This window comes from Pseudomonas sp. GX19020 (assembly GCF_023371075.1).
In the GTDB taxonomy this organism is placed as follows: Bacteria; Pseudomonadota; Alphaproteobacteria; order Rhodobacterales; family Rhodobacteraceae; genus Pseudogemmobacter.
In genome coordinates this window covers 194,212-219,581 of sequence record NZ_JAMCCR010000004.1, presented here as the reverse complement: position 1 = coordinate 219,581, position 25,370 = coordinate 194,212, and the positions used below count along the sequence as shown (strand labels likewise).

The 25,370-nt window shown below is 63.2% G+C and carries 27 protein-coding genes; 21 read left to right on the top strand and 6 right to left on the bottom strand.

Features of this window, described 5'->3' with window-relative positions; all coding sequences use genetic code 11:
* The first annotated feature begins 142 nt into the window (after positions 1-142).
* The 5 genes from M3484_RS10065 to M3484_RS10045 all read left to right on the top strand — a co-directional run bounded on the left by M3484_RS10065 (position 143) and on the right by M3484_RS10045 (position 4,546).
* Positions 143-364: a twin-arginine translocase TatA/TatE family subunit gene (locus tag M3484_RS10065; RefSeq protein ID WP_249496760.1), complete on the top strand. Its 222-nt coding sequence runs from the start codon at positions 143-145 to the stop codon at positions 362-364.
* A 160-nt stretch (positions 365-524) separates the two neighbouring features.
* A complete protein-coding gene (gene tatB / locus M3484_RS10060) occupies positions 525-1,424 on the top strand; it encodes a Sec-independent protein translocase protein TatB (RefSeq protein WP_216279324.1) in 900 nt (299 codons plus the stop codon).
* The gene (gene tatC / locus M3484_RS10055; protein ID WP_092896329.1) at positions 1,421-2,329 is read left to right on the top strand and encodes a twin-arginine translocase subunit TatC; all 909 of its coding nucleotides are present in this window, start codon (positions 1,421-1,423) and stop codon (positions 2,327-2,329) included. The genes tatB and tatC overlap by 4 nt, the downstream gene beginning before the upstream one ends.
* The gene (locus M3484_RS10050) at positions 2,326-3,198 is read left to right on the top strand and encodes an ATP-binding protein (protein ID WP_249496759.1); all 873 of its coding nucleotides are present in this window, start codon (positions 2,326-2,328) and stop codon (positions 3,196-3,198) included. Before tatC ends, M3484_RS10050 begins: the two co-directional genes overlap by 4 nt.
* Positions 3,199-3,262: 64 nt before the next feature.
* Complete coding sequence (locus tag M3484_RS10045) at positions 3,263-4,546, top strand: hemolysin family protein (protein ID WP_249496758.1); 1,284 nt, start codon at positions 3,263-3,265, stop codon at positions 4,544-4,546.
* 145 nt (positions 4,547-4,691) lie between these two features.
* On the opposite strand, the gene M3484_RS10040 is transcribed toward M3484_RS10045, so the two are convergent.
* The 3 genes from M3484_RS10040 to surE form a co-directional block, all read right to left on the bottom strand.
* Entirely contained in the window at positions 4,692-5,906 is a 1,215-nt protein-coding gene (locus M3484_RS10040) for a peptidoglycan DD-metalloendopeptidase family protein (protein WP_249496757.1), read from the bottom strand.
* 71 nt (positions 5,907-5,977) lie between these two features.
* Positions 5,978-6,658, bottom strand: coding sequence for a protein-L-isoaspartate(D-aspartate) O-methyltransferase (locus tag M3484_RS10035; protein WP_249496756.1), 681 nt, complete (start codon positions 6,656-6,658; stop codon positions 5,978-5,980).
* Positions 6,655-7,440: a 5'/3'-nucleotidase SurE gene (gene surE / locus M3484_RS10030; protein ID WP_092896337.1), complete on the bottom strand. Its 786-nt coding sequence runs from the start codon at positions 7,438-7,440 to the stop codon at positions 6,655-6,657. Before surE ends, M3484_RS10035 begins: the two co-directional genes overlap by 4 nt.
* Before the next feature lie 232 nt (positions 7,441-7,672).
* On the opposite strand from surE, the gene M3484_RS10025 reads away from it, so the two are divergent.
* The 9 genes from M3484_RS10025 to M3484_RS09985 all read left to right on the top strand — a co-directional run bounded on the left by M3484_RS10025 (position 7,673) and on the right by M3484_RS09985 (position 15,574).
* Positions 7,673-8,470: a S49 family peptidase gene (locus M3484_RS10025; protein WP_249496755.1), complete on the top strand. Its 798-nt coding sequence runs from the start codon at positions 7,673-7,675 to the stop codon at positions 8,468-8,470.
* A gap of 1 nt (position 8,471) precedes the next feature.
* On the top strand, positions 8,472-8,654 hold the full coding sequence (locus M3484_RS10020; RefSeq protein ID WP_249496754.1) for a hypothetical protein: 183 nt from the start codon (positions 8,472-8,474) through the stop codon (positions 8,652-8,654).
* The gene (locus M3484_RS10015; RefSeq protein WP_249496753.1) at positions 8,651-9,436 is read left to right on the top strand and encodes an SDR family oxidoreductase; all 786 of its coding nucleotides are present in this window, start codon (positions 8,651-8,653) and stop codon (positions 9,434-9,436) included. The genes M3484_RS10020 and M3484_RS10015 overlap by 4 nt, the downstream gene beginning before the upstream one ends.
* Positions 9,437-9,762: 326 nt before the next feature.
* Complete coding sequence (uvrC, locus tag M3484_RS10010; protein WP_249496752.1) at positions 9,763-11,616, top strand: excinuclease ABC subunit UvrC; 1,854 nt, start codon at positions 9,763-9,765, stop codon at positions 11,614-11,616.
* 90 nt (positions 11,617-11,706) lie between these two features.
* Entirely contained in the window at positions 11,707-12,387 is a 681-nt protein-coding gene (locus M3484_RS10005) for a hypothetical protein (RefSeq protein ID WP_249496751.1), read from the top strand.
* Between the two features lie 68 nt (positions 12,388-12,455).
* Positions 12,456-13,715 carry a PAS domain-containing protein gene (locus M3484_RS10000; protein ID WP_249496750.1) on the top strand — a complete coding sequence of 420 codons (1,260 nt, stop codon included), beginning with the start codon at positions 12,456-12,458 and terminating at the stop codon, positions 13,713-13,715.
* 492 nt (positions 13,716-14,207) lie between these two features.
* A complete protein-coding gene (pgsA, locus tag M3484_RS09995) occupies positions 14,208-14,873 on the top strand; it encodes a CDP-diacylglycerol--glycerol-3-phosphate 3-phosphatidyltransferase (RefSeq protein WP_092896351.1) in 666 nt (221 codons plus the stop codon).
* Complete coding sequence (gene moaD, locus M3484_RS09990) at positions 14,870-15,118, top strand: molybdopterin converting factor subunit 1 (RefSeq protein ID WP_092896353.1); 249 nt, start codon at positions 14,870-14,872, stop codon at positions 15,116-15,118. Before pgsA ends, moaD begins: the two co-directional genes overlap by 4 nt.
* A gap of 3 nt (positions 15,119-15,121) precedes the next feature.
* Positions 15,122-15,574 carry a molybdenum cofactor biosynthesis protein MoaE gene (locus M3484_RS09985; protein WP_249496749.1) on the top strand — a complete coding sequence of 151 codons (453 nt, stop codon included), beginning with the start codon at positions 15,122-15,124 and terminating at the stop codon, positions 15,572-15,574.
* Positions 15,575-15,593: 19 nt separating this feature from the next.
* Here the strand turns inward: M3484_RS09985 and M3484_RS09980 are convergent, their stop codons facing one another.
* Positions 15,594-16,604: a P1 family peptidase gene (locus tag M3484_RS09980; RefSeq protein WP_249496748.1), complete on the bottom strand. Its 1,011-nt coding sequence runs from the start codon at positions 16,602-16,604 to the stop codon at positions 15,594-15,596.
* Between the two features lie 305 nt (positions 16,605-16,909).
* Between M3484_RS09980 and M3484_RS09975 the strand changes: the two genes are divergently transcribed.
* A complete protein-coding gene (locus M3484_RS09975) occupies positions 16,910-17,779 on the top strand; it encodes a L,D-transpeptidase (RefSeq protein WP_249496747.1) in 870 nt (289 codons plus the stop codon).
* Between the two features lie 156 nt (positions 17,780-17,935).
* Here M3484_RS09975 and M3484_RS09970 read toward each other — a convergent pair whose 3' ends face one another.
* Positions 17,936-18,283 carry a cupin domain-containing protein gene (locus M3484_RS09970; RefSeq protein WP_092896357.1) on the bottom strand — a complete coding sequence of 116 codons (348 nt, stop codon included), beginning with the start codon at positions 18,281-18,283 and terminating at the stop codon, positions 17,936-17,938.
* A 216-nt stretch (positions 18,284-18,499) separates the two neighbouring features.
* Between M3484_RS09970 and panB the strand changes: the two genes are divergently transcribed.
* Both panB and panC read left to right on the top strand, forming a co-directional pair.
* Positions 18,500-19,339, top strand: coding sequence for a 3-methyl-2-oxobutanoate hydroxymethyltransferase (gene panB, locus M3484_RS09965; protein ID WP_092896359.1), 840 nt, complete (start codon positions 18,500-18,502; stop codon positions 19,337-19,339).
* Positions 19,336-20,175 carry a pantoate--beta-alanine ligase gene (gene panC, locus M3484_RS09960; RefSeq protein WP_249496746.1) on the top strand — a complete coding sequence of 280 codons (840 nt, stop codon included), beginning with the start codon at positions 19,336-19,338 and terminating at the stop codon, positions 20,173-20,175. The genes panB and panC overlap by 4 nt, the downstream gene beginning before the upstream one ends.
* Before the next feature lie 175 nt (positions 20,176-20,350).
* On the opposite strand, the gene M3484_RS09955 is transcribed toward panC, so the two are convergent.
* Complete coding sequence (locus M3484_RS09955) at positions 20,351-21,400, bottom strand: substrate-binding domain-containing protein (RefSeq protein WP_092896363.1); 1,050 nt, start codon at positions 21,398-21,400, stop codon at positions 20,351-20,353.
* 287 nt (positions 21,401-21,687) lie between these two features.
* On the opposite strand from M3484_RS09955, the gene M3484_RS09950 reads away from it, so the two are divergent.
* From M3484_RS09950 to M3484_RS09935, 4 genes are all read left to right on the top strand, one after another.
* Positions 21,688-21,927 carry a hypothetical protein gene (locus M3484_RS09950; RefSeq protein WP_092896365.1) on the top strand — a complete coding sequence of 80 codons (240 nt, stop codon included), beginning with the start codon at positions 21,688-21,690 and terminating at the stop codon, positions 21,925-21,927.
* Positions 21,928-22,175: 248 nt separating this feature from the next.
* A complete protein-coding gene (locus tag M3484_RS09945) occupies positions 22,176-23,090 on the top strand; it encodes a LysR family transcriptional regulator (RefSeq protein ID WP_249496745.1) in 915 nt (304 codons plus the stop codon).
* Between the two features lie 132 nt (positions 23,091-23,222).
* Positions 23,223-23,597, top strand: a complete 375-nt coding sequence (locus M3484_RS09940; protein WP_092901435.1) for a pore-forming ESAT-6 family protein — start codon at positions 23,223-23,225, stop codon at positions 23,595-23,597.
* Between the two features lie 121 nt (positions 23,598-23,718).
* Positions 23,719-25,143 carry a protein adenylyltransferase SelO gene (locus M3484_RS09935; protein WP_249496744.1) on the top strand — a complete coding sequence of 475 codons (1,425 nt, stop codon included), beginning with the start codon at positions 23,719-23,721 and terminating at the stop codon, positions 25,141-25,143.
* Positions 25,144-25,370 lie beyond the last annotated feature (227 nt).

Sequence of the window (25,370 nt, the reverse complement as noted above, 5' to 3'; positions counted from 1 at the left end):
CAGAGGACACAAGCGGAATGGCTCTTTTATCCGCCCGTCGATTGGCCCTACCCTGGGGACATATCGCGGTCACAGCGGCTGCGAAGACGTGAATCACGCTCCGGCGGTCAATCACCGGGGCCCCGTTTGGATGGAGGTTTCCATGCTTCAGAATATCGGCCTTCCCGGCCTTCTGCTTATCGCCGTTGTTGTTCTCGTGCTCTTTGGCAAGGGCAAAGTATCCTCGCTGATGGGCGAGGTCGGCAAAGGCATCACCGCCTTCAAGAAAGGCGTGTCCGATGGCACTGCCGAGATCGAGAAAGAGCGCGCCGAGGTTGCCAAGGACGTGACCCCGGCCGAGACGGCAGCAAAAGACAAGGTCTGAGCCGCAAGGGTCATCGCCCCCTTTGGCTGCCCCTGACCGGGCCGGGCAAAGACGGGTGAGGCAGTCTTGTTGCAGGCGATGCCGCTGGCCGGATGGCCGGCCGCAAGTCTTGCAGGCGGGCTGATCCTGGGGACAACACGCAGTTTAAGGAGAGGCGCGGATGGAAGTCGGCTGGTCCGAGCTTCTGGTCATTGGTGTGGTGGCGCTGGTCGTCATCGGACCGAAAGACCTGCCCGAGATGTTCCGCACTTTGGGGCGGTTCACGGCGAAACTCAGATCCATGGCGCGGGAATTCTCGCGCGCAATGGAAGATGCCGCGAAAGAAAGCGGTGTCCAGGATGTCGCCAATGACCTGCGCAAGGTGACGAGCCCCAAAAGCATGGGGCTCGATGCGGTGAAATCGGCGGCGGATAAGTTCGAGAAATGGGATCCGCTCAAGACCGCGCGGGGCAGCACGCCTGCCACGACGGCGGCAGCGGGCGGGGCTGTGGCACCTGCTGCGGCGGTCGGGCTCGGATCCGCCGTTGCGGCCGATCCCGCAGGGGCTGAGACGGGCGCGATCCCGGATCCCAATGCGCCTGTCGCTGCCGGAGTCTCTGCTGGCCCGAACACCACCGATCTCGCGATGAAACGCGCCGAGCGTGAGGCCATTGCCCGCGAAGCGGCAGAGCGGCTGCGCAATACGCCGCCTCCGGCACAAAGCACTGCCAGCGCTTTCGAGGATGCGCCAGAGACAATCCCGGCGTCGATCATCACGCCGCCGGTGACCAGCACACCGCTGGGCACCGCACCCGCCGCAAAGCCGGCCGCAAAGCGCAAGGTCGCGGCGGCGAAGGCCGAAGCCGCTGGCGATCCCGGCCCCAAAGCCAAACCCAGGACCGCCGCAAAGACCAAAGCGGCACCGGCCCCGAAGGCCGAAAAGCCGGTGACAAAATCCAGGACGGCAGCGGCAAAGGCAGAGACCGGCACACCCGCCGCGAAGCCCCGCAAGACTGCCGCAAAACCCGCCGTCAAAGCGGCTGCAAAAACTGGCCTCGATAAGGCGGAGGATCAGGCATGACCCAGGAGATCGAAGACAGCTCCGCCCCTCTGATCGAACATCTGATCGAGCTCAGGAACCGCATTCTGTGGTCGGTCGGGGCCTTCCTTGTCGCGATGCTGGCCTGTTTCGTGGTGGCAGAACCCATTCTCGGCTTCCTGCTCAAGCCGATCGAAAATGCGATGCGCGCGCTCGGAAACCCCAATCCGGTGATGCAATATACCGCGCCGCAAGAATATTTCTTTACCCTGATCCATGTCTCGGTGATCGCGGGACTGGTCGTCAGCTTTCCGGTGATCGGCTATCAGATGTGGCGCTTTGTGGCGCCGGGGCTTTATAAAAGCGAAAAGCGCGCTTTCCTGCCTTTCCTGCTGGCCTCGCCGGCACTGTTCCTGCTCGGGGCGGCATTCGCGCAATTCGTCGTCACCCCGATTGCGATGCAGTTCTTCCTGGGCTTTGCCTCGGTCACTTCGATGTTCAACGCGGTCTTCGGCCAGGTTGCGGGGGCGCTGCATGACAGCTCGCAGGTGGTGGTTCCTGGCGCGGCACCGGCGGTGCCGGCCGCGACCGGCAGCGGGATCGGCATCGTCTTCCAGGGTAAGGTCAATGAAACGCTTGATATCTCGCTCAAGCTGATCTTTGCCTTCGGCCTGTGTTTCCAGCTGCCGGTGCTTCTGACCCTGATGGGGCGCGCGGGGCTGGTGACGGCAAAAGGCCTGGCCGGGGTGCGTCGCTATGCCATTGTGATCATCCTGATCGTTGCCGCAGTCGTCACCCCGCCCGATGTCATGTCGCAACTGATCCTGTTCGCCGCCGTCTATCCGCTTTATGAGGTTTCCATTTTCCTCGTGCGCCGGTTCGAGAAGAAACAGGAAGCCGAGGCACGTGCGAATGGCGAATGGGAAGAGGACGCAGACGAAGCATGACTGATAAGCTGAGCGGGGGCGATCTGGCCCCCCAACTCACCCGGATCGCAGCGGCGCTGGAGCGAATGGCTCCGGCGCCTTTGCCCGATCCTGATTTCACTGCCGCCGAGGCCTTTGTCTGGGCCACCGGGCCTGAACGGCTTGACCCCGTTCCGCATGTGTCGCGCGTCGATATCTCGCTGCTGGTGGGCGTCGACAGGTCGCGCGACACGCTTCTGGAAAACACCCGCCATTTCGCGCGCGGGCTGCCCGCGAATAACGCGCTTCTGTGGGGCGCGCGCGGCATGGGGAAATCGAGCCTCGTCAAAGCCGCCCATGCGCAGATCCTTGCAGAGGGGCTGAGCCTCAAGATCGTCGAACTCGCACGGGAAGACCTGCCGACGGTCGCGCGGCTCCTGTCGCATCTGCGCGCGGCGCCGGAGCAGCGCTTCCTCCTGTTCTGCGACGATCTCTCCTTCAGCCATGACGACCAGCATTACAAATCGCTGAAAGCGGTGCTGGATGGCGGGATCTCGGGCCGGCCGGAAAATGTGCTGTTCTACGCCACCTCGAACCGCCGCCATCTGATGCCACGTGATATGATCGAGAATGAGCGTTCCTCGGCGATCAATCCCGGCGAGGCGGTCGAGGAAAAGGTCTCGCTCTCAGACCGTTTCGGGCTCTGGCTCGGTTTCCATCCCTGCAGCCAGGACGAATATCTGGCGATGATCCGGGGCTATTGCGACGCGCATGGCGTTACCGTCAGCCCCGAGCGGCTGCGCGCCGAAGCGATTGAATGGCAGGCGACGCGCGGTTCGCGCTCGGGCCGGGTGGCCTGGCAGTTTTTCTGCGATCTGGCCGCGCGCGAAGGCGTGACGCTGGCGGTGTGACAACAGACTGAAGGTGGCGCGGGCCGGCCACTTTGCGCCCGTTGCGCTGAGAAAGGGCGGCCCGATGCTGACGGAAATCCTGATCCTTCTGGCGCTGATCGCGTTGAACGGCGTTTTTTCAATGTCAGAGTTGGCGGTGGTATCGTCGCGGCCGGCGCGGCTGAAAAGCATGGCCGCCACATCGCGCGGCGCGGCCCAGGCGCTGCGTCTGTCTGAAAATCCGGGGCGGTTCCTCTCGACAGTGCAGATCGGGATCACCGGGGTCGGGGTGCTTTCAGGCGCGCTGGCGGGGGATACGCTGGGCGGGCGCCTTGCTGCCTGGCTGGCCGCCGGCGGGATGAGCGATGCCTGGGCCTCGCGGATCGGTGTCGGCGGTGCGGTGATCGCGATCACCTATGTCTCACTGATCATCGGCGAACTGGTCCCGAAACAGATCGCGCTGCGCAATCCCGAGGCGGTGGCAGCAAAGGTCGCGCCGCTGATGGCGCTTTTGTCGGTCGTGGCGGCGCCGGTCGTGTGGTTTCTGGAAAATTCCGGCCGGCTGATCCTGAGGCTTCTCGGGCAGCGCGGCGAGAGCGGCAACAGGGTCACCGAGGAAGAGGTCAATGTGCTTCTGACTGAGGCACAGCAGGGCGGCGTTCTCGAGGAAGAAGAGCGCAATATGATCTCGGGAGTGATGCGGCTGTCCGATCGCACCGCACGCGCGCTGATGACGCCGCGCCAGGAGGTGACGACGCTGCCGGTGGATCTGGAACCCGATGAGGTGGCAGCGCGGGTCAGTGAGATCGGCCAGAGCCGTATCCCTGTCGCCGATGCGGCGGGGGATGTGCTGGGGGTGATCCGGCTCACGGATCTCTATGGGGTATTGGCGCGGGGCGATCTGCCGGATCTGCGCAGGCTTTTGCGCAATGTGCCGGTGATTTCGGACCGGATGGAAGCGCTGGACGTGGTCGCGGTGCTGCAACGCGCGGGCGAGCACCTGGCGCTGGTCTATGACGAATATGGCAATTTCGAAGGGCTGATCACGCAAAGCGACCTGTTGCAGGCGATCACCGGCGCCGAGGCCGGGGCGGACCCGCGCGAGCCGCCGGTCTTCGAGCGGGCCGACGGATCGCTCCTGGTGGCGGGCTGGATGCCGGCCGATGAATTTTGTGACCGTATGGGGCTGCCGCGCGATGCGGCCGGCGAATATGACACCGTGGCGGGTCTGGTCCTGCACCAGCTCGGCCATATGGCGAGCCTCGGCGAGCGTTTTGCCCTGCAGGCCCCGGATGGCGTGGCCCTAAGCTTCGAGGTCGTGGATCTCGACGGGCTCAGGATCGACAAGGTGCTGGTGTCAAAGCTCTGATGCCGGCGCGTCTGGCAGGCTTCAGATGCCTCCGGCGGGGATATTTAAGAGACAGATGAAATCCGCTCTTCGTCTTTTCATCTGTCTTTAAATATCCCGGGGGGGCTGCGTCAGCAGACGGGGGCAGCGCCCCCTTCCGCAGGTGTCACTGGAGATAGGGCATCGGATCCAGGCTGTCGACGCCCTTGCGGACCTCGAAATGCAGGAAGGACGGGTTGCCCGAACGCACCACACCGATCTGTTGTCCGCGGCTGACAGAGTCGCCCTTTTTCACCTTCAGCTGGTCGACCCCGGCATAGACCGTCATCAGCCCGTTCGAATGCCGGATCACCACGATCTGCACCTGTTCGGTATCGCGGGTGATCGCGGCCACTGTGCCGCCATCTGCGGCCTTGACCGCCGAGCCGGCTGCCGCGCCGATATTGATGCCCTGGTTCGATTTTCGGTCATAGCCTTTGACGATGCTGCCCGAGGCCGGCATCGTCATGCGCGAGGCCGAAGCGCCGGTGCGGCTTGCCCCCATATCGGGTGAGGAAGGAGTGCCAGCGGGCTTCGTGCCGGTCGGCGTCGTCTTCTCATCGGGCAGGGGTTTCGAGGCCGAGGGCGGCACCGGGGTCGCGCTGCCAGAGCCCGGGGCTGAGGGTTTCGGCTCGGGATTCGGGGCGGCGCCGGTTGCGACCGGGATGATCAGCGTCTGACCTTCGCGGATCGCCATATCCGATCCCAGCCCGTTCCATTCTGCCAGCGATTTCGCCGAAACATTATAGGCGCGCGCGATGATGAAGGCGGTCTCGCCGCGTTTCACCGTGTGGCGGGTCGGTTCTTTGCCGCCGCCCGGCGTGGTCACGGCCGCCGGTTTCGTGCTGGCGGGAGGCGGCAGGGCCGAGCTTTCCACCCGGTCAAGCGCCGCCGTTGCGCCTGCGGTGATATCGACTGGGGCAGTTGCGACCATCGGTTGCGGCGCCGCGGCGACCCGGCCGGGGAGCAGCAAAAGCTCGCCCTCGCGCAGCGGATCGTTGATCTGCAGCGAGTTGGTGCGCGCCACATCGGTTGCACTCAGCCCCAGCCGCGAGGACATGCTGGCGACCGTTTCGCCGCGGCGCGCCTGGGCCATCTGATAGCCAGGATATGACAGTACGCCATTGCCATCGGGTACCGGGCGCGAAGCTGTCGCCTGGCGCGCCTCTTCCGAAGTCCCGCCGGGGCCGCCGCGCAGATCCCAGTCGAAATTATTGTTGTTCACGCAGCCTGTCAGCGCCAGCGTGGCACAGGACATGAGAACCAGCCCCAGCCTCGACCGTCCCCTGCCTTGGCCTGGCAAAACGCTGCGCCTCACGGGATCATGGGAAATCTGGGTCATCTGCTCCGCCTTTTGCCTTTTCGCCTCATTCTTCCGGGATTTGCCCCCGGTTCTGCCTGTTTCAGGGGATTCTACTCATTCCCGAGCCCTTCGACCAGAGGGACAAACCGCACCGGGCGAAGTTCCTCGTAATCAAAGCCATTTGGCAGCCGTTTCACCCGGATCAGCTGCTGCACCGTATCGGATTGCCCGACCGGCAGCACCATGATGCCCCCGGGTTTCAGCTGCGCGAGCAGCGGTCCCGGCGGGTCTTCGGCGGCGGCCGTCACAAGAATGCGGTCGAATGGCGCCTGATCGGGCAGGCCGAAAGACCCGTCCCGCGCCAGCGCCGTCACATTGGTCAGGCCCATGGATGCGAAAATCTCCTGCGCCTCGCGCGAGAGGCGTCGCCAGCGGTCGACCGTATAGACCCTTCGCGCCAGCGAAGACAGGATCGCGGCCTGGTAGCCCGAGCCGGTGCCGATTTCGAGCACGGTATCGCGAGGGCCGACCTGGAGGGCCTGGGTCATCAGCCCCACCACCGAGGGCTGCGAGATCGTCTGGCCGCAAGAGATCGGCAGCGGCATGTCATCATAGGCGCGCGCGGCAAAGACGCCTTTCACAAAGCGGCCGCGATCCACCTTTTCCATGGCCGAGAGCACGCGGCTGTCGGTCACCCCATGCGAGCGCAAGGCAAAGAGAAAACGCATTTTTCGTTCGGCATGGCTGCCGGAGGCCTCGTCCTCGGTATCCTCCGGCTGCCATGCGCTCATCCGAGGCGCGCCGCCAGATCGGCGAGCAGGTCATGGGCGGTCAGATCGGCGCGCAAAGGCGTGACCGAGATATGACCGGCAAGGTTCACCTCGGCATCGGTTCCGGGAAGGGTGGGGCTGTGCTGCGGCCCGCCCTTGATCCAGAGGAACCGGCGCCCATTGGGCGAGACCTGACCTTCGGCCGAGAAAGACGTATCGCGGCGGAAGCCCTGGGCGGCCACGCGCAGGGGCCTGGTCTGAGCTGCGGGCAGCGGCGGGAAATTCACATTATAGAAGATGCGGTAATCATCTTCGGTCCAGATGCCATTTTCCAGCAGGCGGCGGATGATCCCGGCGCCATGAACGCGCGCGCTTTCGAACTGGTCAGACAGGCCATCCGTCTCGGGCCCCATATATTGCGACAGCGCAACGGCGGGAATGCCCTGCAGCGCGCCTTCCATCGCGGCGCCGATAGTGCCGGAATAAAGCACATTCTCGGCCGAGTTATTGCCGCGGTTCACGCCCGACAGCACCAGATCGGGTTTTGCGCCCTGAAGCACATCATAGATCGCGGCCAGCACGCAATCGGCGGGGCTGCCCTCGGCCGCATAGCGGCGATGGCCGAGTTTTGCGATGGCCATGGGCTTGTTATAGCTGATGCAATGGCCGACGCCCGATTGCTCGAAAGCGGGGGCGACAGTCCAGACCTCACCGCCCGGTCCGGCGATTTCGGTTGCGATCTCGTACAGCACTTCAAGCCCCTGGGCGTTGATGCCGTCGTCATTGGTGATCAGAATGCGCATGATATCCTCTGGCTGGACTTCTGATTAGCCGGATCGGGGCTTTGCTTCAAGCTATGTGGCCCTGAAAGACCCGTCTGACGCGCTGAATGATGTGCATAATTGCGGCCTGGATACCGCAGGTTGACATCTGACAGCACCGGACCGCGCAAAGCCCGCAGCGCAAAGGGGCGCAAAGCCATGCGCAGGCGGTGGGGGACTTGCCGCGAAGGGGCAGAGGCCTTAGCTCTGGTTCATGCGAAAGTTCATCCCCTTTCTGAAAAAGCCGCCGCTGGTTCCGGTGATCCGTCTTGAGGGCCAGATCGGCCAGGGGGGCAGGGCGCTGAATGATGCCGGCCTTGCTCTGGCAATCGAGCGCGCCTTTTGGCGCGGCAAACCTGCGGCTGTGGCGCTGGCGATCAATTCGCCCGGCGGCTCGCCGGTGCAATCAAGCCTGATCGCGACGCGGATCCGGCGGCTCGCCGATGAAAAGAAGATCCCCGTCCATGCCTTTGTCGAGGATGTGGCGGCTTCGGGCGGCTATTGGCTGGCGACCGCCGCCGATGATATCTGGGTCGATGCAAGCTCGATCATCGGCTCTATCGGGGTGATCATGGCGGGCTTTGGCCTGACCGATCTGATCGCCCGCCACGGGATCGAACGCCGGGTCCATACGGCCGGCACGTCGAAGAGCTTCGCCGACCCGTTCCGGCCCCAGAGCGAGGAGGATGTCGCCCGCATCCGCGCGCTGCTGACGCCGCTGCACGAGAATTTCATCGCGCATGTGAAGGCGCGGCGCGGCGCCAGGCTGGAGGCCGGGGCCGATCTCTTCAACGCTGATATCTGGCTGGGCCAGCAGGCGGTGGATCTGGGCCTTGTCGATGGCGTTGCGCATCTGAAACCGAAGCTGCGCGAGATTTACGGCGACAAGGTCCGCCTGCTGCCGGTGACCACCCGCAAACGCGGGCTGCTCAGCCGTTTCGGCCTCAACCTTGGCGAGGCGGCGCTGGCTGCCGCAGAGGAGCGAGCGATGTTTGCACGTTACGGGCTCTGACATGGTGTGGAAAATCATCCTCGTTTTTCTCTGCGCCATGGCTCTTGTCGGGATGATCGGCAAGATCCTGTTCCCCGATGCGCGAATGCTGCGCGGGCGCCCGGCAAAGGCCGCAAAATGCGGGCATTGTGGCCGGCCGTTGCTGGGGCGCTCGCCCTGTGACTGCCGCAAGGGGAAGAAGTGAAGACGGCGCTGGTCACCGGGGCCGGTCGCAGGCTTGGCCGTGCGATGGCGCTGTACCTGGCCGGTCGCGGCTGGGATGTGGCGGTGCATTACCAGAAATCCGGGACGGCGGCGGAGGAGGTGGTGGCCGGGATCACCGCGCTTGGCCGGCGCGCGGTGGCCTTAAAGGCCGATCTGCTGGATGAGGCCGCCTGCGAGGCGCTGATCCCGCAGGCAGTAGCCGCGCTTGGGCCGCTGACACTTCTGGTGAATAATGCCTCGATATTCGAGCCGGACACGATCCGCTCTGCCACACGCGACAGCTGGGATCGCCATATCGGATCGAACCTGCGCGCGCCCTATCTGCTGATCCAGGGCTTTGCCCGCCAATGCCCGCCTGCGCTGACCGATACTATGGGCGAGCGGCTGGCGCAGGGGATGGTGGTCAATATGATCGACCAGCGCGTTCTGGCGCCCGGACCGGATTTCTCGACCTATACGATTGCCAAGATGGGCCTCTGGGCGCTGACGCAAACGGCGGCGCAGGAGCTTGCGCCCGATATCCGCGTCAATGCCATCGGGCCGGGGCCGACCCTGATCGCAGAGAGCCAGTCCGAGGCCGATTATGGCGCTGAACGCAGCGGCACGATTTTGCAGCGCGGTGTCGGTCTGGACGACATCACTTCCGCGCTTGGCTACCTGACCGAGAGCCCTGCCGTGACCGGCCAGATGATCGCGGTCGATGCCGGTCAGCACTTCGGCGCCCGGGGTCAGGGTGCGTTCCGGCCGGGTCAGGGGCGTTAACTTGTCCACTTTCGCCCCTCGCTTCACAAGCCTGTTACGAAAAGGCCTGATTTCTCAACGCCTTGTCGTAAGTGAGAAAATATTCTCCTGTTTTTCAATGCTTTATGAAAATGCCCAAAAATTAGGCAAACCGGTGAGGCCTGCCGAAAACAAGGAAAATTTCGGCTTCACGAAAGTTTCTCCTCATACTTATCCACAGAAACGGTGGACTTCTTCCCTCTTGCTCCTGGCTCTGGTTCATTGCAGCGCGGAGGCAGAATCGTGACCTTCTGCATTTGTCTTTTGACGGCAGCGGATATGTCAGCGGATGCGCCACGGGGCAGGCCATGAGCACAGCGACACGCAGCGGATATGAGGTGATCCAGGACTATCTGCGGCTGCTTGACGGCAGCCCGGGGGTGTACCGCATGCTCAATGCCGCCTCCGAGGTGCTTTACGTCGGCAAGGCGCGTAATCTGAAAGCGCGGGTGTCGAATTATGCGCGCCCGACCGGCAATTCGAACCGTATCCAGCGCATGATCGCGGAAACGCATTCGATGATGTTCCTGACGACCCGCACCGAGGTCGAGGCATTGCTGCTGGAACAGAACCTGATCAAGCAGCTGAAGCCACGCTACAATGTGCTGATGCGGGACGACAAGTCGTTCCCCTATATCCTGATCGGTGGCGCGCATGATTTCCCGCAGCTGAAAAAGCACCGCGGCGCGCGGAAGGAAAAGGGCAGCTATTTCGGGCCGTTTGCGAGCGCGGGCGCGGTGAACCGGACCCTGAACCAGTTGCAGAAAGTGTTCCTGCTGCGGAACTGTACCGACAGCATTTTCGCCAGCCGGACGCGGCCCTGCCTGCAATATCAGATCAAACGCTGTGCCGCGCCCTGCGTGGGCAAGGTGTCAGAGGCGGAATATGACGCGCTGGTGCAGGATGCCGGGCGGTTCCTTTCGGGGAAATCCTCGACCATCCAGGCCGAACTGGCGGGGCAGATGCAAAAAGCCTCGGACGAGCTGGAATTCGAACGTGCAGCGGCTTTGCGCGACCGGATCCAGGCGCTGACGGCGGTGCAGTCTTCGCAGGGGATCAATCCGCGCACGGTCTCTGAGGCGGATATCGTGGCGCTGCATCTCGATCACGGCCAGGCCTGTGTGCAGGTGTTTTTCATCCGCGCGAATCAGTCCTGGGGCAATCAGGATTTCTACCCGAAAACCGGCTCGGGGGCCGAGGAGGCCGAGATCCTCGAGGCCTTCCTGACGCAGTTTTACGACAATAAGGAACCACCGCGCCTCGTGTTGCTGTCACATGCGCCGGACGACCCGGACCTGGTCAGCGCGGCGCTGAGCGAGCGCGCCGGCCATAAGGTCGAACTTGCGGTGCCGCAGCGGGGCGAGAAGGCCGAACTGGTCGAGAATGCCGCGAGGAATGCCCGTGAAAGCCTTGCGCGGCGGATGTCGGAATCGGCGACGCAACGGCGGTTGCTTGACGGTCTGGCAGAGGCATTCGGGCTGGAAGGCCCGCCCGACCGCATCGAAATCTATGACAACGCCCATATCCAGGGCGCGCATCCGATTGGCGGTATGGTGGTGGCGGGGCCGGAGGGCTTTCTGAAATCGCAATATCGCAAGTTCAATATCAAGGGCGAGGCGGGCGCGGCCGGTGACGATTTCGGCATGATGCGAGAGGTGATGACGCGGCGGTTTGAACGGCTGGTGCGCGAAGACCCGGACCGCCAGTCCGATGCCTGGCCGGATCTCCTGCTGATCGACGGCGGTGCCGGGCAGATTTCGGCGGTCGAAGAGATCCTTGCCGATCTCGGGATCGAGGATATGCAGGTGATCGGGGTCGCGAAGGGCATTGACCGCGATCACGGCAAGGAAGAATTCCACCGCAAGGGCCAGCGTCCCTTCGCGCTGCAACGCAATGACCCGGTACTTTATTTCATCCAGCGCCTGCGTGATGAAGCGCATCGCTGGGCCAATGGCGCGCATCGGGCGAAACGCGCGAAAGTGGTCAGTGCAACGCCGCTCGACGAGATCCCGGGTGTAGGGGCGGCGCGCAAACGCGCCCTGCTGGCGCATTTCGGCTCGGCCAGGGCGGTCAGCCGGGCCGCCCTGCCGGATCTGATGGCGGTCGAGGGGATTTCCGAGGCGATGGCCGAGACGGTCTATAATTTCTTCCATCGCGAGTAGGGGCCTGACGCCGGGGGCTTCGCTCCCCCGGATCCCCGCGGGATACTTTCTGGCAGAAAATGAGCGGAGCTTCAGGCAGCAGGGGGCAATATGCGGTTTCTGGATTTCACCTCATGGCAGACATTGCTGGCGACGGTTGCCAGTTTGCTGCTGGTTACGCTGATCGGTGTGGGGATCCGCATTGTCATGATGCTGACGATTCAGCAGCGTCAGCAGCGGATGAACCGTCAGATCAATGAGCGGCTGAAAGTGCTGATCGCGGCCTACAAGGTGCTGGGCGGATCATTCACGGGCACGCTGACGGTCGATCCGACCCATTTGCGTGACCTGCGGGCCCGGCTGGAAGCCGAGGGCGCCGAGGCAGAAGTGATCAACTCTTCAGCCAGCCGGCTGGAACGGACATGGGTGGTGCGCGATGCGGTCGAGGCGGCGCTTTCGGACATCATCCTGCTCGGGACAAAGGAACAGGTGCGGCTTGCAGCTGCGGCCGCGGCCGATATGGCGGCAGGGCGGCCGGTGCCGACGGCGGAGCTGGTCATTTCCCTGCGCGCCTATATCCGCGCGGCGCTGGATCTGGAGCCGGTGCCGGGGGATGTGGTGATCCCGGCTCAGGGTCCGACACGGGGCGGCGCTGCGGCGGGTAAATCCGGGGGGCGCGGCGGAGATGGCGGCGGCTCTGGTGGAGGTGGCGGCGGTATGGGCGGCGGCGGTGGCATGGGGGGCGGTGGTATGGGTATGGGACCGGGCCGGCGCGAGGGCGAAAGCGGCTGAGGCGGCTGGCAAGGAGTCCTTAAACCTCTGGCGGCAACATAGGGTGATTCTGATCGACAGGTGCCGATGTGACCCGCCCGACCGAGCTGACCGATAATTGTGAGGCTGAGTTCGCCTTTTCCGAACTGATCTATTCGCGCACCTGTCCGCGCGGGCTGATCCGGTCGGGGAATTCCGTGTTCCGACGCATGGCCGGGATCCCCTGGGCCGATCTGATCGGGGCGCCGCACCGGGTTATTCGCCATCCCGATATGCCGAAAGGGTTCTTCTACCTGTTCTGGCAGATGCTGAAAGCGGGCGAGCCTGCGGTCGGCTATGTCAAAAACCGCAAGGCGGATGGCGGCTATTACTGGGTCCTCGCGGCTGCAATGCCCTGCGAAGGGGGGTTCTTTTCGGTGAGGTTACGCCCCTCAAGCCCGATTTTTGAAAAGATCCGGTCGGAATATGCCGGTTTGCGCGAGCGCGAACAAAGCGAGGGACTGACGCCCGAGGCCTCGTCGCAGATCCTGCTGGCCCGGCTCGCAGAGCTGGGGTTCCCCAGCTATGATGCCTTTGCGGCCCAGGCGCTGGCGACAGAAATCCGGTCGCGGGATATGCAGCTGAAACGGCCGGTGGATCGCAGCACCGAAACGCTGGCCTCGCTCCTGAACCTGCTTGTCGAGACACTATCGGAACAGGCGCGGCTGGTGTCGCAGTTTTCCGATCTGGTGCTGCTGCCGGTGAATATGCGGCTGGTTGCGGCCCGGCTGGAACCCCAGGGCGGGCCGATCAGCCAGATTTCGGTGAATTACAAGAACTCCTCGGAAGAGATCTCTCGCCGGCTTTCGGAATTCGTGTCGGGCAAGGGCAATCTTTGCGGACAGATGGCCAGCGCCGTGCGCCGTAGCCTGATCCTTGCCGGCACGTCGCGGCTCCAGGGCGAGCTGGTCGAGATCTACAATAATGGCGAAAGGGTTGAACGCGAAAAAGACGGCGAAGAGCGACGGGTCGAAGGCAAGGTTCTGGAAGGGGTGATCCGCGATTCCCGTACCACGGCCCAGGTTTCCCTGAAAGAGGCCGGCAAGCTGGCGGGGATCCTCAATGAGGCCAGTATGGATCTCAGGCGGATGATCCTGGGCCTTGATACGATCCGCATTCTGGCCCGGGTGGAAAGCCGCAAGACCCAGGACAGCCAGACCGCGCTGACTGCCACAATTGATCGTATTGACGAGGTGCAGGCGTCGGTCTCGGAAAGCCTGAAGGCATTGATGGATCGCTCTGCCGCGATTGATCAGGCGCTGACCCTGCTGCGCGCGCCTGAGCGCAGCAAGACCCTGGCTGCGAGCTGAGGGAACCGGCGAGGGGATATCTGTCCGTTTCCCGGCAGCAGGAAGGGCTTTCTGAAAGCGGAGGCTTTTGTGGAGTCTCTGGCGACATCGGGATCACCTGGCTGACAGCGGGCCGCGCCAGATCCCGCCCGCGTCGAAATGGTGAGGCAGTGAGAAGGCAAGGCCTCTGCCGCAGCTGACGCCAGCCATCACGGGCACCAGACTGGTGCTGGTACCGTCCGGCAGCAGGAGGTAACCGTTATGTACAGGTCAGACCCGGTGGGCGGATTTCAGCTGCCGCAGATTCACCCGGATCAGAAAGCGGCTTCGGCCTGCATCCGGAAAAATACGACGCATTTCTCCTGTTCCTAACGGGCGGCCGGCAAAGAGGTCTGGCCTGTATGCGATAACAGGCGGTCGACAGCGGTATAAAGGTCACCCTGTCGGGCCAGGTCTTTGTCAAATCCTTTGTCCCCCTTTCCAGAGGCCGAAGCCTCGGCTACGAATGGCGGCATGCGCTGGACGATCCCAAATACCCTCACTTTCATGCGGCTGCTCGCGGCTCCCGGCGTAGCTGTGTTGTTTCTCTATTTCCACAGGCCTTGGGCCGACTGGCTTGCGCTCGCGCTTTTCATCGGCGCGGCGGTGACCGACTATTTCGACGGCTATCTTGCGCGGTTGTGGAAACAGGAATCCAAATTCGGGGCCATGCTGGATCCGATTGCCGATAAGGCCATGGTGGTGATCGCGATCATGGTTCTGACCGGCTATAACGGCATGAACCCCTGGCTGATCCTGCCCGCCACCGTGATCCTCTTCCGTGAGGTTTTTGTCTCGGGGCTTCGCGAATTTATTGGGGCAAAAGCCGGCACGCTGCGTGTGACGCAGCTCGCCAAATGGAAAACCACCGCGCAAATGGTTGCGATTGCAGCGCTTTTCCTTGGGACCGGGCTCGATTACGTAAACGGAATCGCGGCGCGCGGCATGACGGTCGAGCAATATGTCGACGCTGTCCGTGCCGGTACGGCCGATCCTATCCGGGCCTGCGTCACCCAAAACTGCGCTTCTTATGCCAATTCCGTCGGCCTTGTGCTGATCTGGATCGCGGCCATCCTCACCGCCTTTACCGGCTGGGAATATTTCGCGAAATCAAGACCATATCTGCGGGATGATCCATGATCGAGATCCTCTATTTCGCCTGGCTGCGCGAAAAGATCGGTCTGCCGCGCGAGAGGGTCGAGACCGGGGCGGCAACGGTCGCCGATCTCGTGCAGGAGCTGGCGCTGCGCGGCGAGGCCTATGCTCTGGCCTTTGCCGATCTGACCAGCCTGCGGGTAGCACTTGATCAGGAACTTGCGGATTTTGAAGCCCCGCTTGCAGGGGTGCGGGAAGTGGCATTCTTCCCGCCAATGACCGGGGGCTGAGCGGTGAACGCGCCACAGATCCGGGTGCAGGCTGCGGCGTTTGACCAGGGGGCAGAGCTGAACCGCTTTTCCTCTGCCGCTGGTCCGGCCGGTGCGGTGGTCAGCTTTTCCGGCATCGTGCGCGATGAGGGCGGTATGCTCGAAGCACTTGAAATCGAACATTATCCTGCGATGACCGCCGTTGCGATCCAGGCCATTGCCGAAGAGGCCGCGCGCCGCTGGTCGCTTACCGCGACACTGGTGATCCACCGTTTCGGGCGGCTGGTTCCCGGCGAGGCGATCATGATGGTCGCCACCGCCGCCCTGCATCGTCGTGAGGCTTTCGAGGCGGCGGAGTTCCTGATGGATTATCTCAAATCGCGCGCGCCGTTCTGGAAAAAGGCCTTCACAGCCGGGGGCGCCGAATGGGTTGCCGCCAGAGACAGTGATGAAGAGGCGCTGGGCCGCTGGGGCTGAAGCATCTGCCCCGACGCGGCTAGCCCTTTCGACCGAACCGTTCAGACCAGCAGGGTTGCAGATCGCCGCGCTGAGGGCTGGCGAGCCAGACCGCGCGGGCAATGGCGCGCGACAGGCAGACTGCCGCCGCATGGCCGATCTGGAACAGATCGGTCAGCGGATCATGCAAGACCCGTGCGCCGCTCGCGGCTGCGAAGACCAGATCTCCGTCGATCAATGTGTGCGACGGGCAGATCGCCCGCGCCATGCCATCATGTGCCGCCACCGCGACCCGATGCGCCTCGGCTTTGGTCAATATGGCGTCGGTGGCGACAATGGCGATGGTGGTGGCCTCGCCCATCCGCTTCATTGGCAGGGGGGCTGCCGCTGCGGGCAGCGCGGGGGCCGGCCCGAGGCCGCCGAATTCGGCCCCCTCTTCGAACGGGGCTGCGAGAAACCAGGGGCCATCGCCCGCCGTCACCTGACCAAGCGCATTGACCGCGACCAGTGCGCCGACCGTGATCCCCGAGGGCAGCAGGGCCGAGGCCGAGCCAAGTCCGCCCTTCAGCGTGCCGGTCATTGCCCCGGTGCCGGCCCCGACGCTGCCGAGCGTGAAATCCACCGCCGCCGCCTCCAGTGCGGCACGACCCAGGGCAGGGTAGGGGCTGGTCACCGCCTCTTTGGCCCAGGCTTTGTCGCCGCCATTGAGCAGGTCGAAGAGGATGGCACCCGGCACGATCGGCACCCGCTGGTCGCCCACCGCATAGCCACGGCCCATCGCGCGCAGCCCCGCCATCACGCCGGAACAGGCGTCAAGACCAAAGGCCGACCCGCCGGACAGCACCAGCGCATCCACCTCGTTCACCAGCCTGTCGGGCGCCAGAAGATCGGTCTCGCGGCTGCCCGGGGCGCCGCCCATCACATGTACCGCCGCCGTGAAGGGGCGGTCAGCCGTCAGGACGGTAACACCCGAACGCAGCACCGGATCCGAGGCATTGCCGACCCGAAACCCCGCGACATCGGTGATCAGATTTCCTGGTCCTGGCCGCATCTGCCGCATCCCTTCCGCATCGCCTGCTCTGCCCTGTTCCAGGCGCAGACTGCCCGCATTTCTGCCATTGATCCAGTGCCTGCGCCTGTACCACCCGGTCCGGACCGGATGAAGCCCGCCCCGGGGCGATGTCTGATTTGTTGCCACAGTCGCAACACTTAACCCGTGCATTGGCCCGTCTGGCACCTGAATCGACGCGCGCGGCCCTTCGGGACTTGACGTGGCGCAGAGGGCGTGGCGCATGGACTCTATGCGGGACGGCGGCGGCCGTCCTGAGTCGTTTTCACCACACCGGGATGACCTTCGTGATTTTCACACTGCCCCGCCTTGTTGCCGTGCTTGCCCTTTCCGCCCTTGCTGCCTGTGGCGCGAAACCTCATATCGCAGAGACGCCGGGCGTGGTCGCCGGCTACGAGGCCGTGGATGACGGCAAGATCCATATTCCGGCCGTTGCGCCGAAATATCTGATGGAGGACCATCGCCGCGCAGAGGTGGCCTATAACGGCGATGATGCGCCCGGCTCGATCGTGGTCGATGTCTATTCGCGCAAGCTCTACTGGGTGCTGCCCGACGGGCGCGCGGTGCGCTATGCCATCGCGGTGGGCCGCGAGGGCACCTCGTTCCGTGGCAATGGCTATATCGGGCGCAAGGCGGAATGGCCGTCCTGGACGCCGACCGCCAATATGATCCGCACCCGCCCCGATCTTTACGCGGAATATGCCGGCGGTCTGCCGGGAGGCCTTGAAAACCCGCTGGGTTCGCGCGCGCTTTACCTTTATCGCGGCGGCCGTGACACCATGTTCCGCATCCATGGCACCATCGACAATGCCTCGGTCGGGCTGGCGACCAGCGCGGGCTGCATCCGTCTTTACAACCAGGATGTGATGGATCTCTACACCCGCGCCGGCAATGGCACCCATGTGAAGGTCCGCAGCGAGGCCGAGAGTGTCGCGCTTGAGGGCCCCTATATGGATGACGCCTTTGGCCGTGCCGTACCGGAGACCGAGGCGAATATCGCGAAAAAGGCGGCGGATGAGGCGGCCATCGCCAAAGCCGAGGCCGATGCCCGCGTGGCGGCTGAAAAGGCCGAGGCAAAGCGCCTGAAGCAATGCAAGCGCAAGAAGATCGCGCCCGAGGATTGCCCGCTGCCAGAGACCGAAGCCACCGCTGGCTGAGCACCTTCGCCCTGACCTGATGAAAACCGCGCCAGAACATGGCGCGGTTTTTTCATGTGAAGGGGGTTTGCGTCTGCCGTGATCGCGGCTTTCCCCTGATCATTGCGCCTCGGTTTCGGGGCATCGACCGGGTCCTTTCGGGGCCTCAGGCGGTGTTCAGGCGACGATCACATAATCTTTGAGCGTGGTCTCGATCACTTCCCAGGTACCGGCATAACCGGGGCGGATGATGAAACTGTCGCCCGCTTTCAGATGGGTCTCAGCGCCATTCTGGTCGGTCACCACCGAATGGCCCTCATGGATATAGACATATTCCCATTCGTCATAAGAGACCTTCCACTTGCCTTTGGTCGCCTGCCAGAGGCCGGAATAAAGCCCCTCTTTTTCCTCAAGGCTCCAGGTCGTATGGACCGGATCGCCCGCGATCACCTTTTCGGGCGAAGGGCGGTCCGTTTCGGGCGTGATGCCGTCACGGGTGACGCGCAGGATCAGGGGATGGGTCATCAATTGCTCCGTGGCTGAAAGGGGCTGCACAGGGCGTAAGCCCTGGCGCAAACCGGTTTGGCCCATTGGCGCCGGGAGGCGCCACGGCGTCAAGAGGGGGCAGCCGGAGGGGCAAAAGCCAGGTGCTGCACTGCGGCGCTTAATTCTTGCACAAGTTGCAGCGCTATGCCCTTATGCCGCGCAATCTGTTAACGAAGCCCGGGACCTGCATCGCCCATGAGCGCCACTTCCTCCGCCAGGGCGGTTCTGCCGCCCGATATCAGGGCCATGAAAGGGGGGGCGCCGATTGTCACCCTCACCGCCTATACGACGCCGGTTGCACGGCTGGTTGATCCACATTGCGATGTGATCCTGGTGGGTGACAGCCTTGGCATGGTGATCCACGGACTGCCCTCGACCATTGGCGTGACGATGGAGATGATGATCCTGCATGGTCGCGCCGTGGTCCGGGGCGCGTCAAAGGCCATGGTGGTGATCGATATGCCCTTCGGGTCTTATGAGGAAAGCCCGGCCCAGGCCTTTCGCAATGCGGGTCGGCTGATGGCCGAGACCGGTGCGACCTCGGTCAAGCTTGAAGGCGGCGCGCATATGGCGGAAACGATTGCGTTCCTGACCGCGCGCGGCGTGCCGGTGATGGCGCATATCGGGCTGACGCCGCAATCGGTGAATACGCTGGGCGGCTATAAGGTCGTCGGGCGTGACGGTGAGGCCGAGAAGGTGATGGCCGACGCCCGGGCCGTCGAGGCGGCGGGCGCCTATTCGGTGGTGCTGGAAAAGGTGCCCGCAGGGCTCGCGGCGCAGATCACCGGGGCTCTTGCGATCCCGACCATCGGGATCGGTGCGGGCGTCGATTGTGACGGCCAGGTTCTGGTGGTCGATGATATGCTGGGGCTTTTTACCGAATTCCGCCCGAAATTCGTCAAGCGCTATGGCAATCTGGGCGAGGCTGCCGATCAGGCCATCGCGACCTATGCCGCCGAGGTGCGCGCACGCGCCTTTCCTGGCCCTGACCATTCCTTTGCTGACACTATGCCAGGACCAAAAACCTCCAAATGACTGAAATCATTCATACTGTAGCCGAGCTGCGCCAACGTGTGCGGGCCTGGCGGGCGGCTGGCGATATGACCGGCGTGGTGCCAACGATGGGCGCTTTGCATGAGGGCCATCTTTCGCTTGCGCGGCGGGCGCGGCTGGAATGCGAGCGCGTGATCACCACGATCTTCGTCAACCCGCGCCAGTTCAACAATCCTGACGATCTGAGCCGCTACCCCCGCACGCTGGACGCCGATGCGGCGCTTTTGAAATCGGTGCCGGTGGATGTGGTCTTCGCGCCGGATGTCAATGAGGTCTATCCCGATGGCTTCATCACCACGGTCTCGGTCGGTGGTGTGTCAGAGCCGCTTGAGGGACGTATGCGCCCGGGCCATTTCGACGGTGTGGCGACGGTGGTAACCAAGCTTCTTGGTATGACCGAGGCGCAGCGCGGCTATTTCGGTCAGAAGGACTGGCAGCAATTGCAGGTGGTGACGCGGCTGGTGGCCGATCTCAACCTGCCGGTGCAGATCGTCGGCTGCGAGACGGTGCGCGAAGCGGATGGCCTCGCCATGTCCTCACGCAACCGCCAGCTGACCGGGGCGGGCCGCAACATTGCACCTGTGCTATATGCCGCGATCAGCCGCGCCGCCGACGAAATCCGTGACGGCCAGAGCGACCGTATGGCGATCCGCGAAGCGGCTGAAACCATGCGCAATGCCGGGTTCGAGCGGGTGGAATATATCGAATTGCGCGATGCAGGCACACTGATGCCCTCGGATGACCCGAAACGCCCGCGCCGGATGCTCGCCGCCGCCTGGCTCGACGGCGTGCGCCTGATCGACAATATCCCGGTCTGACCCTTCCGGGTGGAAGATAGAAGCCAGGAAGAACAGCAGGCTTCCTTCTGATCCGCACAGCCCCGGGGGGAGGGGGCGGCCGCGCCGCCTTGCACCGTCAGAAAGACAGAAAAAGGCGTCCGGATATTCTCCGGACGCCTTTCGTCTTTCGTGAAGTCACCAGTCCCGGCAGGGATCAGTTCAGCGGGCCCATCGGGGTTTCTGCCTCGACCATAGCCTGGGTCGCAGCCAGTTCCGGATCCGAGACGAGGCCGTAAGCGGCGAGCGGGCCATCCGGGCCAGCCACTTCATCCGAGACGAAGAACTGGACGAAATCCTTCAGGCCAGGCACCACGCCGAAATGGGCTTTCTTGACGTAGATATAGAGCGGGCGCGAGATCGGGTATTCGCCGGCCGCGATGGTTTCCACCGAAGGCACGATACCGTCGATGGTGGCGACGCGCAGTTTGTCGGTGTTGTTCTGGTAGAAGCTCAGGCCGAAGACGCCGATGGCGTTCTTATCGGCGTCGATGCGGGCGAGGGTCTCGGTATAGTCGCCGTCGATATCGACCGAAACGCCATCGGTGCGCAGGGCGTGGCAGCCCGAAACAGCGGCTTTTTTCTTCGCATCGTCGTCGCCTTCGGCAGCGGCGAAGAACAGGTCATAGGCGCCGGTGGCCTTGCAGCCGACTTCCAGAACTTTCACGTCGAACACTTCGCGGGTGCCGTGCTTGGTGCCCGGGATCATGGCGAGGATGTTTTGCGCCGGGAAATCGGCCTTCACATCGGCCCAGGCTTTGTTCGGGTTGGCCACCAGAGCGCCGTCTTTGGCAACCTGAGCGGCGAGCGCATTATACCAGTCAGCCGGCTCGAAAGCGAATTCCGGACCGTCCACGGCCGAGGCAAAGACGATGCCGTCATAGCCGATGCGGACTTCGAGGATCTCGGCCACGCCGTTTTTGGCGCAGAGGTCGATATCCGACTGCGAAATGCGCGAGGACGAATTCGCGATATCGATGGTGTTTTCGCCAACGCCTTCGCAGAGTTTCTTGCGGCCGCCACCCGAACCACCACCTTCGACAACCGGGGTCGGGTGGTCGAAATTCTCACCGAAAGCCTCGGCGACGATGGTGGCATAGGGCAGAACGGTGGACGAGCCCGACAGCTGGATCTGGTCGCGCGCAGAGGCGGCCGAAGCCGCAGCAGCCATCGCAAGGGCGGAGACGGCGAGTTTCACGGTGTTCATGGATCACTCCTGATGTGCAGACCGGCGAGTCGGCCTTCGCCAGCCGGAATATGCGGGTTCGGTAACGGCAATCCTGCATTTGTGTAACAAAGACATGACGATTTTGGTCTCCCGGCCCGCAGATCTCGAGGGCTCGCGCTGCCAGGGCAACTTCTGCGCTGCGGCATTGATCAGCATATATGAACACAGATGTCGAGAAAGCGGGCCTGCTGTTAGCGGATGTGCAGGTCTATATCCCTCTCATCCGACGCAAAACAGCGTCATGAAAAACCCGAAAGGACAATGAAATGAAACGCTTCGCTACCATCGCCACCGCTGCCGCCCTCATCGCTGCTTCGAGCCAGTTCGCTCTGGCCGCTCTGCCGGCTCCGAAAATCACCCGCGCTGCTCCGGAAATCATTGAAGTGCCGGCTGCCCAGATCAAATCCAGCAAAGAACTGCATCAGCTGGGTCTGGAACGCTCCACCCCGGTTGAAGTGACCAAAATCCCGGCTGGTCCGCGCGACACCAGCAAAGGCCGTGGCTGAACCAGGATCCGGGCGCAATGCGGCCGGATAGCAAAAGGGGCAGCTGCATCAGCGGCTGTCCTTTTTTAAGTAAGACGACAGAAAAGGGCCGGTATCTGCACCGCGCATGTTCTTCTGTCATTTAACAGTAACATTGATGTGAAATTCGCGCTCTGCCGCACAGATGTGACGCGTGGTCTCCGGTTGTCGGAAGACCTTCGCATGCCTAAATCCTGCACATATAAATCACCGGAAACCGGGTATGTGTTATGGATACGGCAGTTCTGCGTACTTATGTTCATATTATCGAGGAAGGCAGCTTTGCGGGCGCTGCCAGGCGGATGGGGGTCTCGCGCAGTCTTGTCAGCAAATATGTCTCGGATCTTGAGGCGCGGCTTGGCGCGCAGCTCCTGACCCGGTCGACCCGCTCGCTCAGCCCTACAGAACTGGGGCGTTCCTATTTCGAACAGGTGCGCGAAATCCTGCAACATCTGGATGACGCCGATGATTCCGTCCGTCAGGGCGTGGGAATGGTGGCGGGCAAGCTGCGGATCGGCGCGCCGGTCACGTTCACATTGCAGGTTCTGAACCCGCATGTGATGCGCTTTATGGAAGCCTATCCCGATGTCCGGCTGGATCTCTCGCTTGATGATGGCTGTGTTGATCCGGTTGCGGCGGGGTTTGATGCTACCATCCGGGTGGGGGTGCTGGATGACAGCAGCATGCGGGCCCGACATCTGTGCGAGGTCGATACGGTGCTGGTCGCCTCACCGGAATATCTTGCCGAACATGGCACGCCGACAGAGCCGGCCGATCTGAGCGAGCATCGCATTCTTTATTACACCAATACGAAAAGTGCCGGCACCTGGCCGTTCCGTCGCGGCAATGAGGTGATCCATCAGAAGGTGACGCCGGCTTTTTCGACCAATAACGGCGATATGATCCGCACGGCGGCGCTGGAGGGGCAGGGGGTCGCGCTGACGGTCGGCTTTCAGGTTGCGGCGGATCTGGCGGCGGGGCGGCTGGTGCCGATCCTGACGAATTACGGCCTGCCGGAACTGCCGGTGAGTGTGATCTGGCCCAGCTCGCGCAATATGGGGGCCGCGCTCCGGGCCTTTGTCGATTTCCTTGGTCAAAGCGATTTCCACACCCGTCGGGTCGTCACTCCGGAATTGGTCAAGTAGCGAAATCCCGCCGTTTCATATTGAATTTCAGCAGGTTCTTGCCTTGATGCGGGCGCTTCACGATGAGAACTTGCTCTTTGCGTGGCACGCCTGTCTTGTGCCGCAGCAATGATCCCAATTGTGGAGTTTGATATGCGTAAGTCTCTGGTTCTGTCTTCGGCCGCTCTGGTGGCTTCTCTTTTTGCTGCGCCGCTGATGGCGCAAACGATGGATGATGCCGTGGCTGCGGCGCGCAATCAGCTTGGTTTGCTGGAATACTGCCAGGCCGAGGGTCACACCGATGGCGCGGCTGTCGAGGCCCAGACCAAGATGATGGCGCTGCTTCCGGCAGCGACCGATGCCACCAAAGGCGACGAAGCCTATGCCAAAGGCAAAGAGGGCAAGCTCTCGGTCGGCGGCGTCGAGCAGGATCTGGCCGCGGCGGAAGCCCAGGGCAGCAGCATTGCCGATATGTGCAAGCAGATGGCGGATGCTGTCGTTGCGGCTTCGGCCCAGATGGGCGGCTGATCGCCCCGACTGCTTCCGGGATCGTGACGCGGTCCCGGCATGTCAAAGGCCCCCTCAGGGGGCCTTTTTCATTGCCCGCCAAACCCCTATCTTTTGTATGGGATTTTAAGGGGACCGTGCGATGCAGCTTCACCACAGCTATCTGACCGAGCTTCCGGGCACATTCCTGCGTCATATGCCGGATATGGCGCCGTCGCCTGCGCTGATCGTGCTGAATGAAACGCTGACAGAGGCCCTGGGTCTGGATCTGACGGAGTTGCGGGACGAGGGCGCGGCATGGTTTTCGGGGGGTGCCGTGCCGGAAGGGGCGGATCCTGCGGCGCTGGCCTATGCCGGGCATCAGTTCGGCGGCTTTTCCCCCGCTCTGGGCGACGGGCGGGCGCATCTTCTGGGTGAGATCCGGGGGCCGGACGGGCGGCTTTGGGATCTGCAGCTGAAAGGTTCGGGCCGCACACCGTTTTCGCGGGGTGCGGATGGCAAGGCAGCCCTTGGGCCAATGCTGCGCGAATATCTGATATCCGAGGCGATGGCGGCGCTTGGCGTTCCCACGACCAGGGCGCTGGCGGTAACGACCACGGGTGAACGCATTGCGCGGGATGGCGCGTTGGTGCCCGGCGCGGTTCTGGCGCGGGTGGCGGCGAGCCATATCCGGGTCGGCACTTTCCAGTATTTCGCCGCGCGCGGTGACGGCGAAAGGCTGCGCGCGCTCGCCGATTACGCGATCCGCCGCCATTACCCGGAAATCCCAGACACGCCAGAGCGTTATCTGGCGTTCTTCGATCAGGTTTGTGCCCGCCAGGCCGCGCTGATTGCCGAATGGATGGGGCTTGGTTTCATCCATGGCGTGATGAATACCGACAATATGGCGATCTCGGGCGAGACCATCGATTATGGCCCCTGTGCATTCATGGAAGATTACGCCCCCGGCACGGTGTTTTCCTCGATCGACCGCCAGGGGCGTTATGCCTGGGCCAACCAGCCACTGATCCTTGCCTGGAACCTGGCGCGGCTGGCGGAATGCCTGCTTCCGCTGATCGCGGAGGATGAGGCGGCGGGGGTAGACCTGCTGAACACCCGGCTTGAGGGGATCGCGGGGCTTTACCGGCGCGAATGGCTGCGGGTGATGCGGCGCAAACTGGCGCTTTCGGGCGAAGATGACGCAGATGGCGCGCTGATCGACGATCTGCTGACCGCGATGACCGGTGCAGACTGGACCCTGACCTTCCGCCGCCTTGCACCCCTGGTCGAGGGCGATCCGGTGCCGCTGAAAGCGCTGTTCGAGGATTTCACGAAGATGGAGGTCTGGCTGCCGCGCTGGCAGGCGCGGCTTGCACCCGACGCGGCGGCAAAGCTTCGGGCTGCCAATCCGGCAGTGATCCCACGCAATCATCGGGTCGAAGAAGCGCTCGCCGCTGCAACAGAGGGCGATCTTGTGCCCTTCCGGGCGCTGCTGGCTGCGGTGCAGAATCCGTGGGAAGAGGTGGAATATTACATGCTGCCCGCGCCGCAGGGTTTCGGGCGCTATGTGACTTTTTGCGGTACCTGACCCGGGAAACGGTTCCATCACATCTTTTTTGCAGAGGCAGCAACCACCCCATCGGCGGAAAGCTGCACAAAGACGTGCCCCGGGGTCGTGGTTTCCCGCACGAACCGGTGTTTTCAAACACTTATCAGTTGAAGGAAATGTGTCACAGCAGTATCGAATCGCCCGATGATCCCAATGCTGCAGGTGCGAAATACTCGATTCGCGCCCTGAGGCAGTAAGGATCGCCC

Bases quoted from the DNA above. Each gene is read 5' to 3' on its own strand.
- M3484_RS10065 (WP_249496760.1), top strand. From the start codon at position 143: ATGCTTCAGAATATCGGCCTTCCCGGCCTTCTGCTTATCGCCGTTGTT.
- tatB (WP_216279324.1), top strand. From the start codon at position 525: ATGGAAGTCGGCTGGTCCGAGCTTCTGGTCATTGGTGTGGTGGCGCTG.
- tatC (WP_092896329.1), top strand. From the start codon at position 1,421: ATGACCCAGGAGATCGAAGACAGCTCCGCCCCTCTGATCGAACATCTG.
- M3484_RS10050 (WP_249496759.1), top strand. From the start codon at position 2,326: ATGACTGATAAGCTGAGCGGGGGCGATCTGGCCCCCCAACTCACCCGG.
- M3484_RS10045 (WP_249496758.1), top strand. From the start codon at position 3,263: ATGCTGACGGAAATCCTGATCCTTCTGGCGCTGATCGCGTTGAACGGC.
- M3484_RS10040 (WP_249496757.1), bottom strand. From the start codon at position 5,906: ATGACCCAGATTTCCCATGATCCCGTGAGGCGCAGCGTTTTGCCAGGC.
- M3484_RS10035 (WP_249496756.1), bottom strand. From the start codon at position 6,658: ATGAGCGCATGGCAGCCGGAGGATACCGAGGACGAGGCCTCCGGCAGC.
- surE (WP_092896337.1), bottom strand. From the start codon at position 7,440: ATGCGCATTCTGATCACCAATGACGACGGCATCAACGCCCAGGGGCTT.
- M3484_RS10025 (WP_249496755.1), top strand. From the start codon at position 7,673: ATGCGAAAGTTCATCCCCTTTCTGAAAAAGCCGCCGCTGGTTCCGGTG.
- M3484_RS10020 (WP_249496754.1), top strand. From the start codon at position 8,472: ATGGTGTGGAAAATCATCCTCGTTTTTCTCTGCGCCATGGCTCTTGTC.
- uvrC (WP_249496752.1), top strand. From the start codon at position 9,763: ATGAGCACAGCGACACGCAGCGGATATGAGGTGATCCAGGACTATCTG.
- M3484_RS10005 (WP_249496751.1), top strand. From the start codon at position 11,707: ATGCGGTTTCTGGATTTCACCTCATGGCAGACATTGCTGGCGACGGTT.
- pgsA (WP_092896351.1), top strand. From the start codon at position 14,208: ATGCGCTGGACGATCCCAAATACCCTCACTTTCATGCGGCTGCTCGCG.
- moaD (WP_092896353.1), top strand. From the start codon at position 14,870: ATGATCGAGATCCTCTATTTCGCCTGGCTGCGCGAAAAGATCGGTCTG.
- M3484_RS09980 (WP_249496748.1), bottom strand. From the start codon at position 16,604: ATGCGGCCAGGACCAGGAAATCTGATCACCGATGTCGCGGGGTTTCGG.
- M3484_RS09970 (WP_092896357.1), bottom strand. From the start codon at position 18,283: ATGACCCATCCCCTGATCCTGCGCGTCACCCGTGACGGCATCACGCCC.
- panB (WP_092896359.1), top strand. From the start codon at position 18,500: ATGAGCGCCACTTCCTCCGCCAGGGCGGTTCTGCCGCCCGATATCAGG.
- panC (WP_249496746.1), top strand. From the start codon at position 19,336: ATGACTGAAATCATTCATACTGTAGCCGAGCTGCGCCAACGTGTGCGG.
- M3484_RS09955 (WP_092896363.1), bottom strand. From the start codon at position 21,400: ATGAACACCGTGAAACTCGCCGTCTCCGCCCTTGCGATGGCTGCTGCG.
- M3484_RS09950 (WP_092896365.1), top strand. From the start codon at position 21,688: ATGAAACGCTTCGCTACCATCGCCACCGCTGCCGCCCTCATCGCTGCT.
- M3484_RS09945 (WP_249496745.1), top strand. From the start codon at position 22,176: ATGGATACGGCAGTTCTGCGTACTTATGTTCATATTATCGAGGAAGGC.
- M3484_RS09940 (WP_092901435.1), top strand. From the start codon at position 23,223: ATGCGTAAGTCTCTGGTTCTGTCTTCGGCCGCTCTGGTGGCTTCTCTT.
- M3484_RS09935 (WP_249496744.1), top strand. From the start codon at position 23,719: ATGCAGCTTCACCACAGCTATCTGACCGAGCTTCCGGGCACATTCCTG.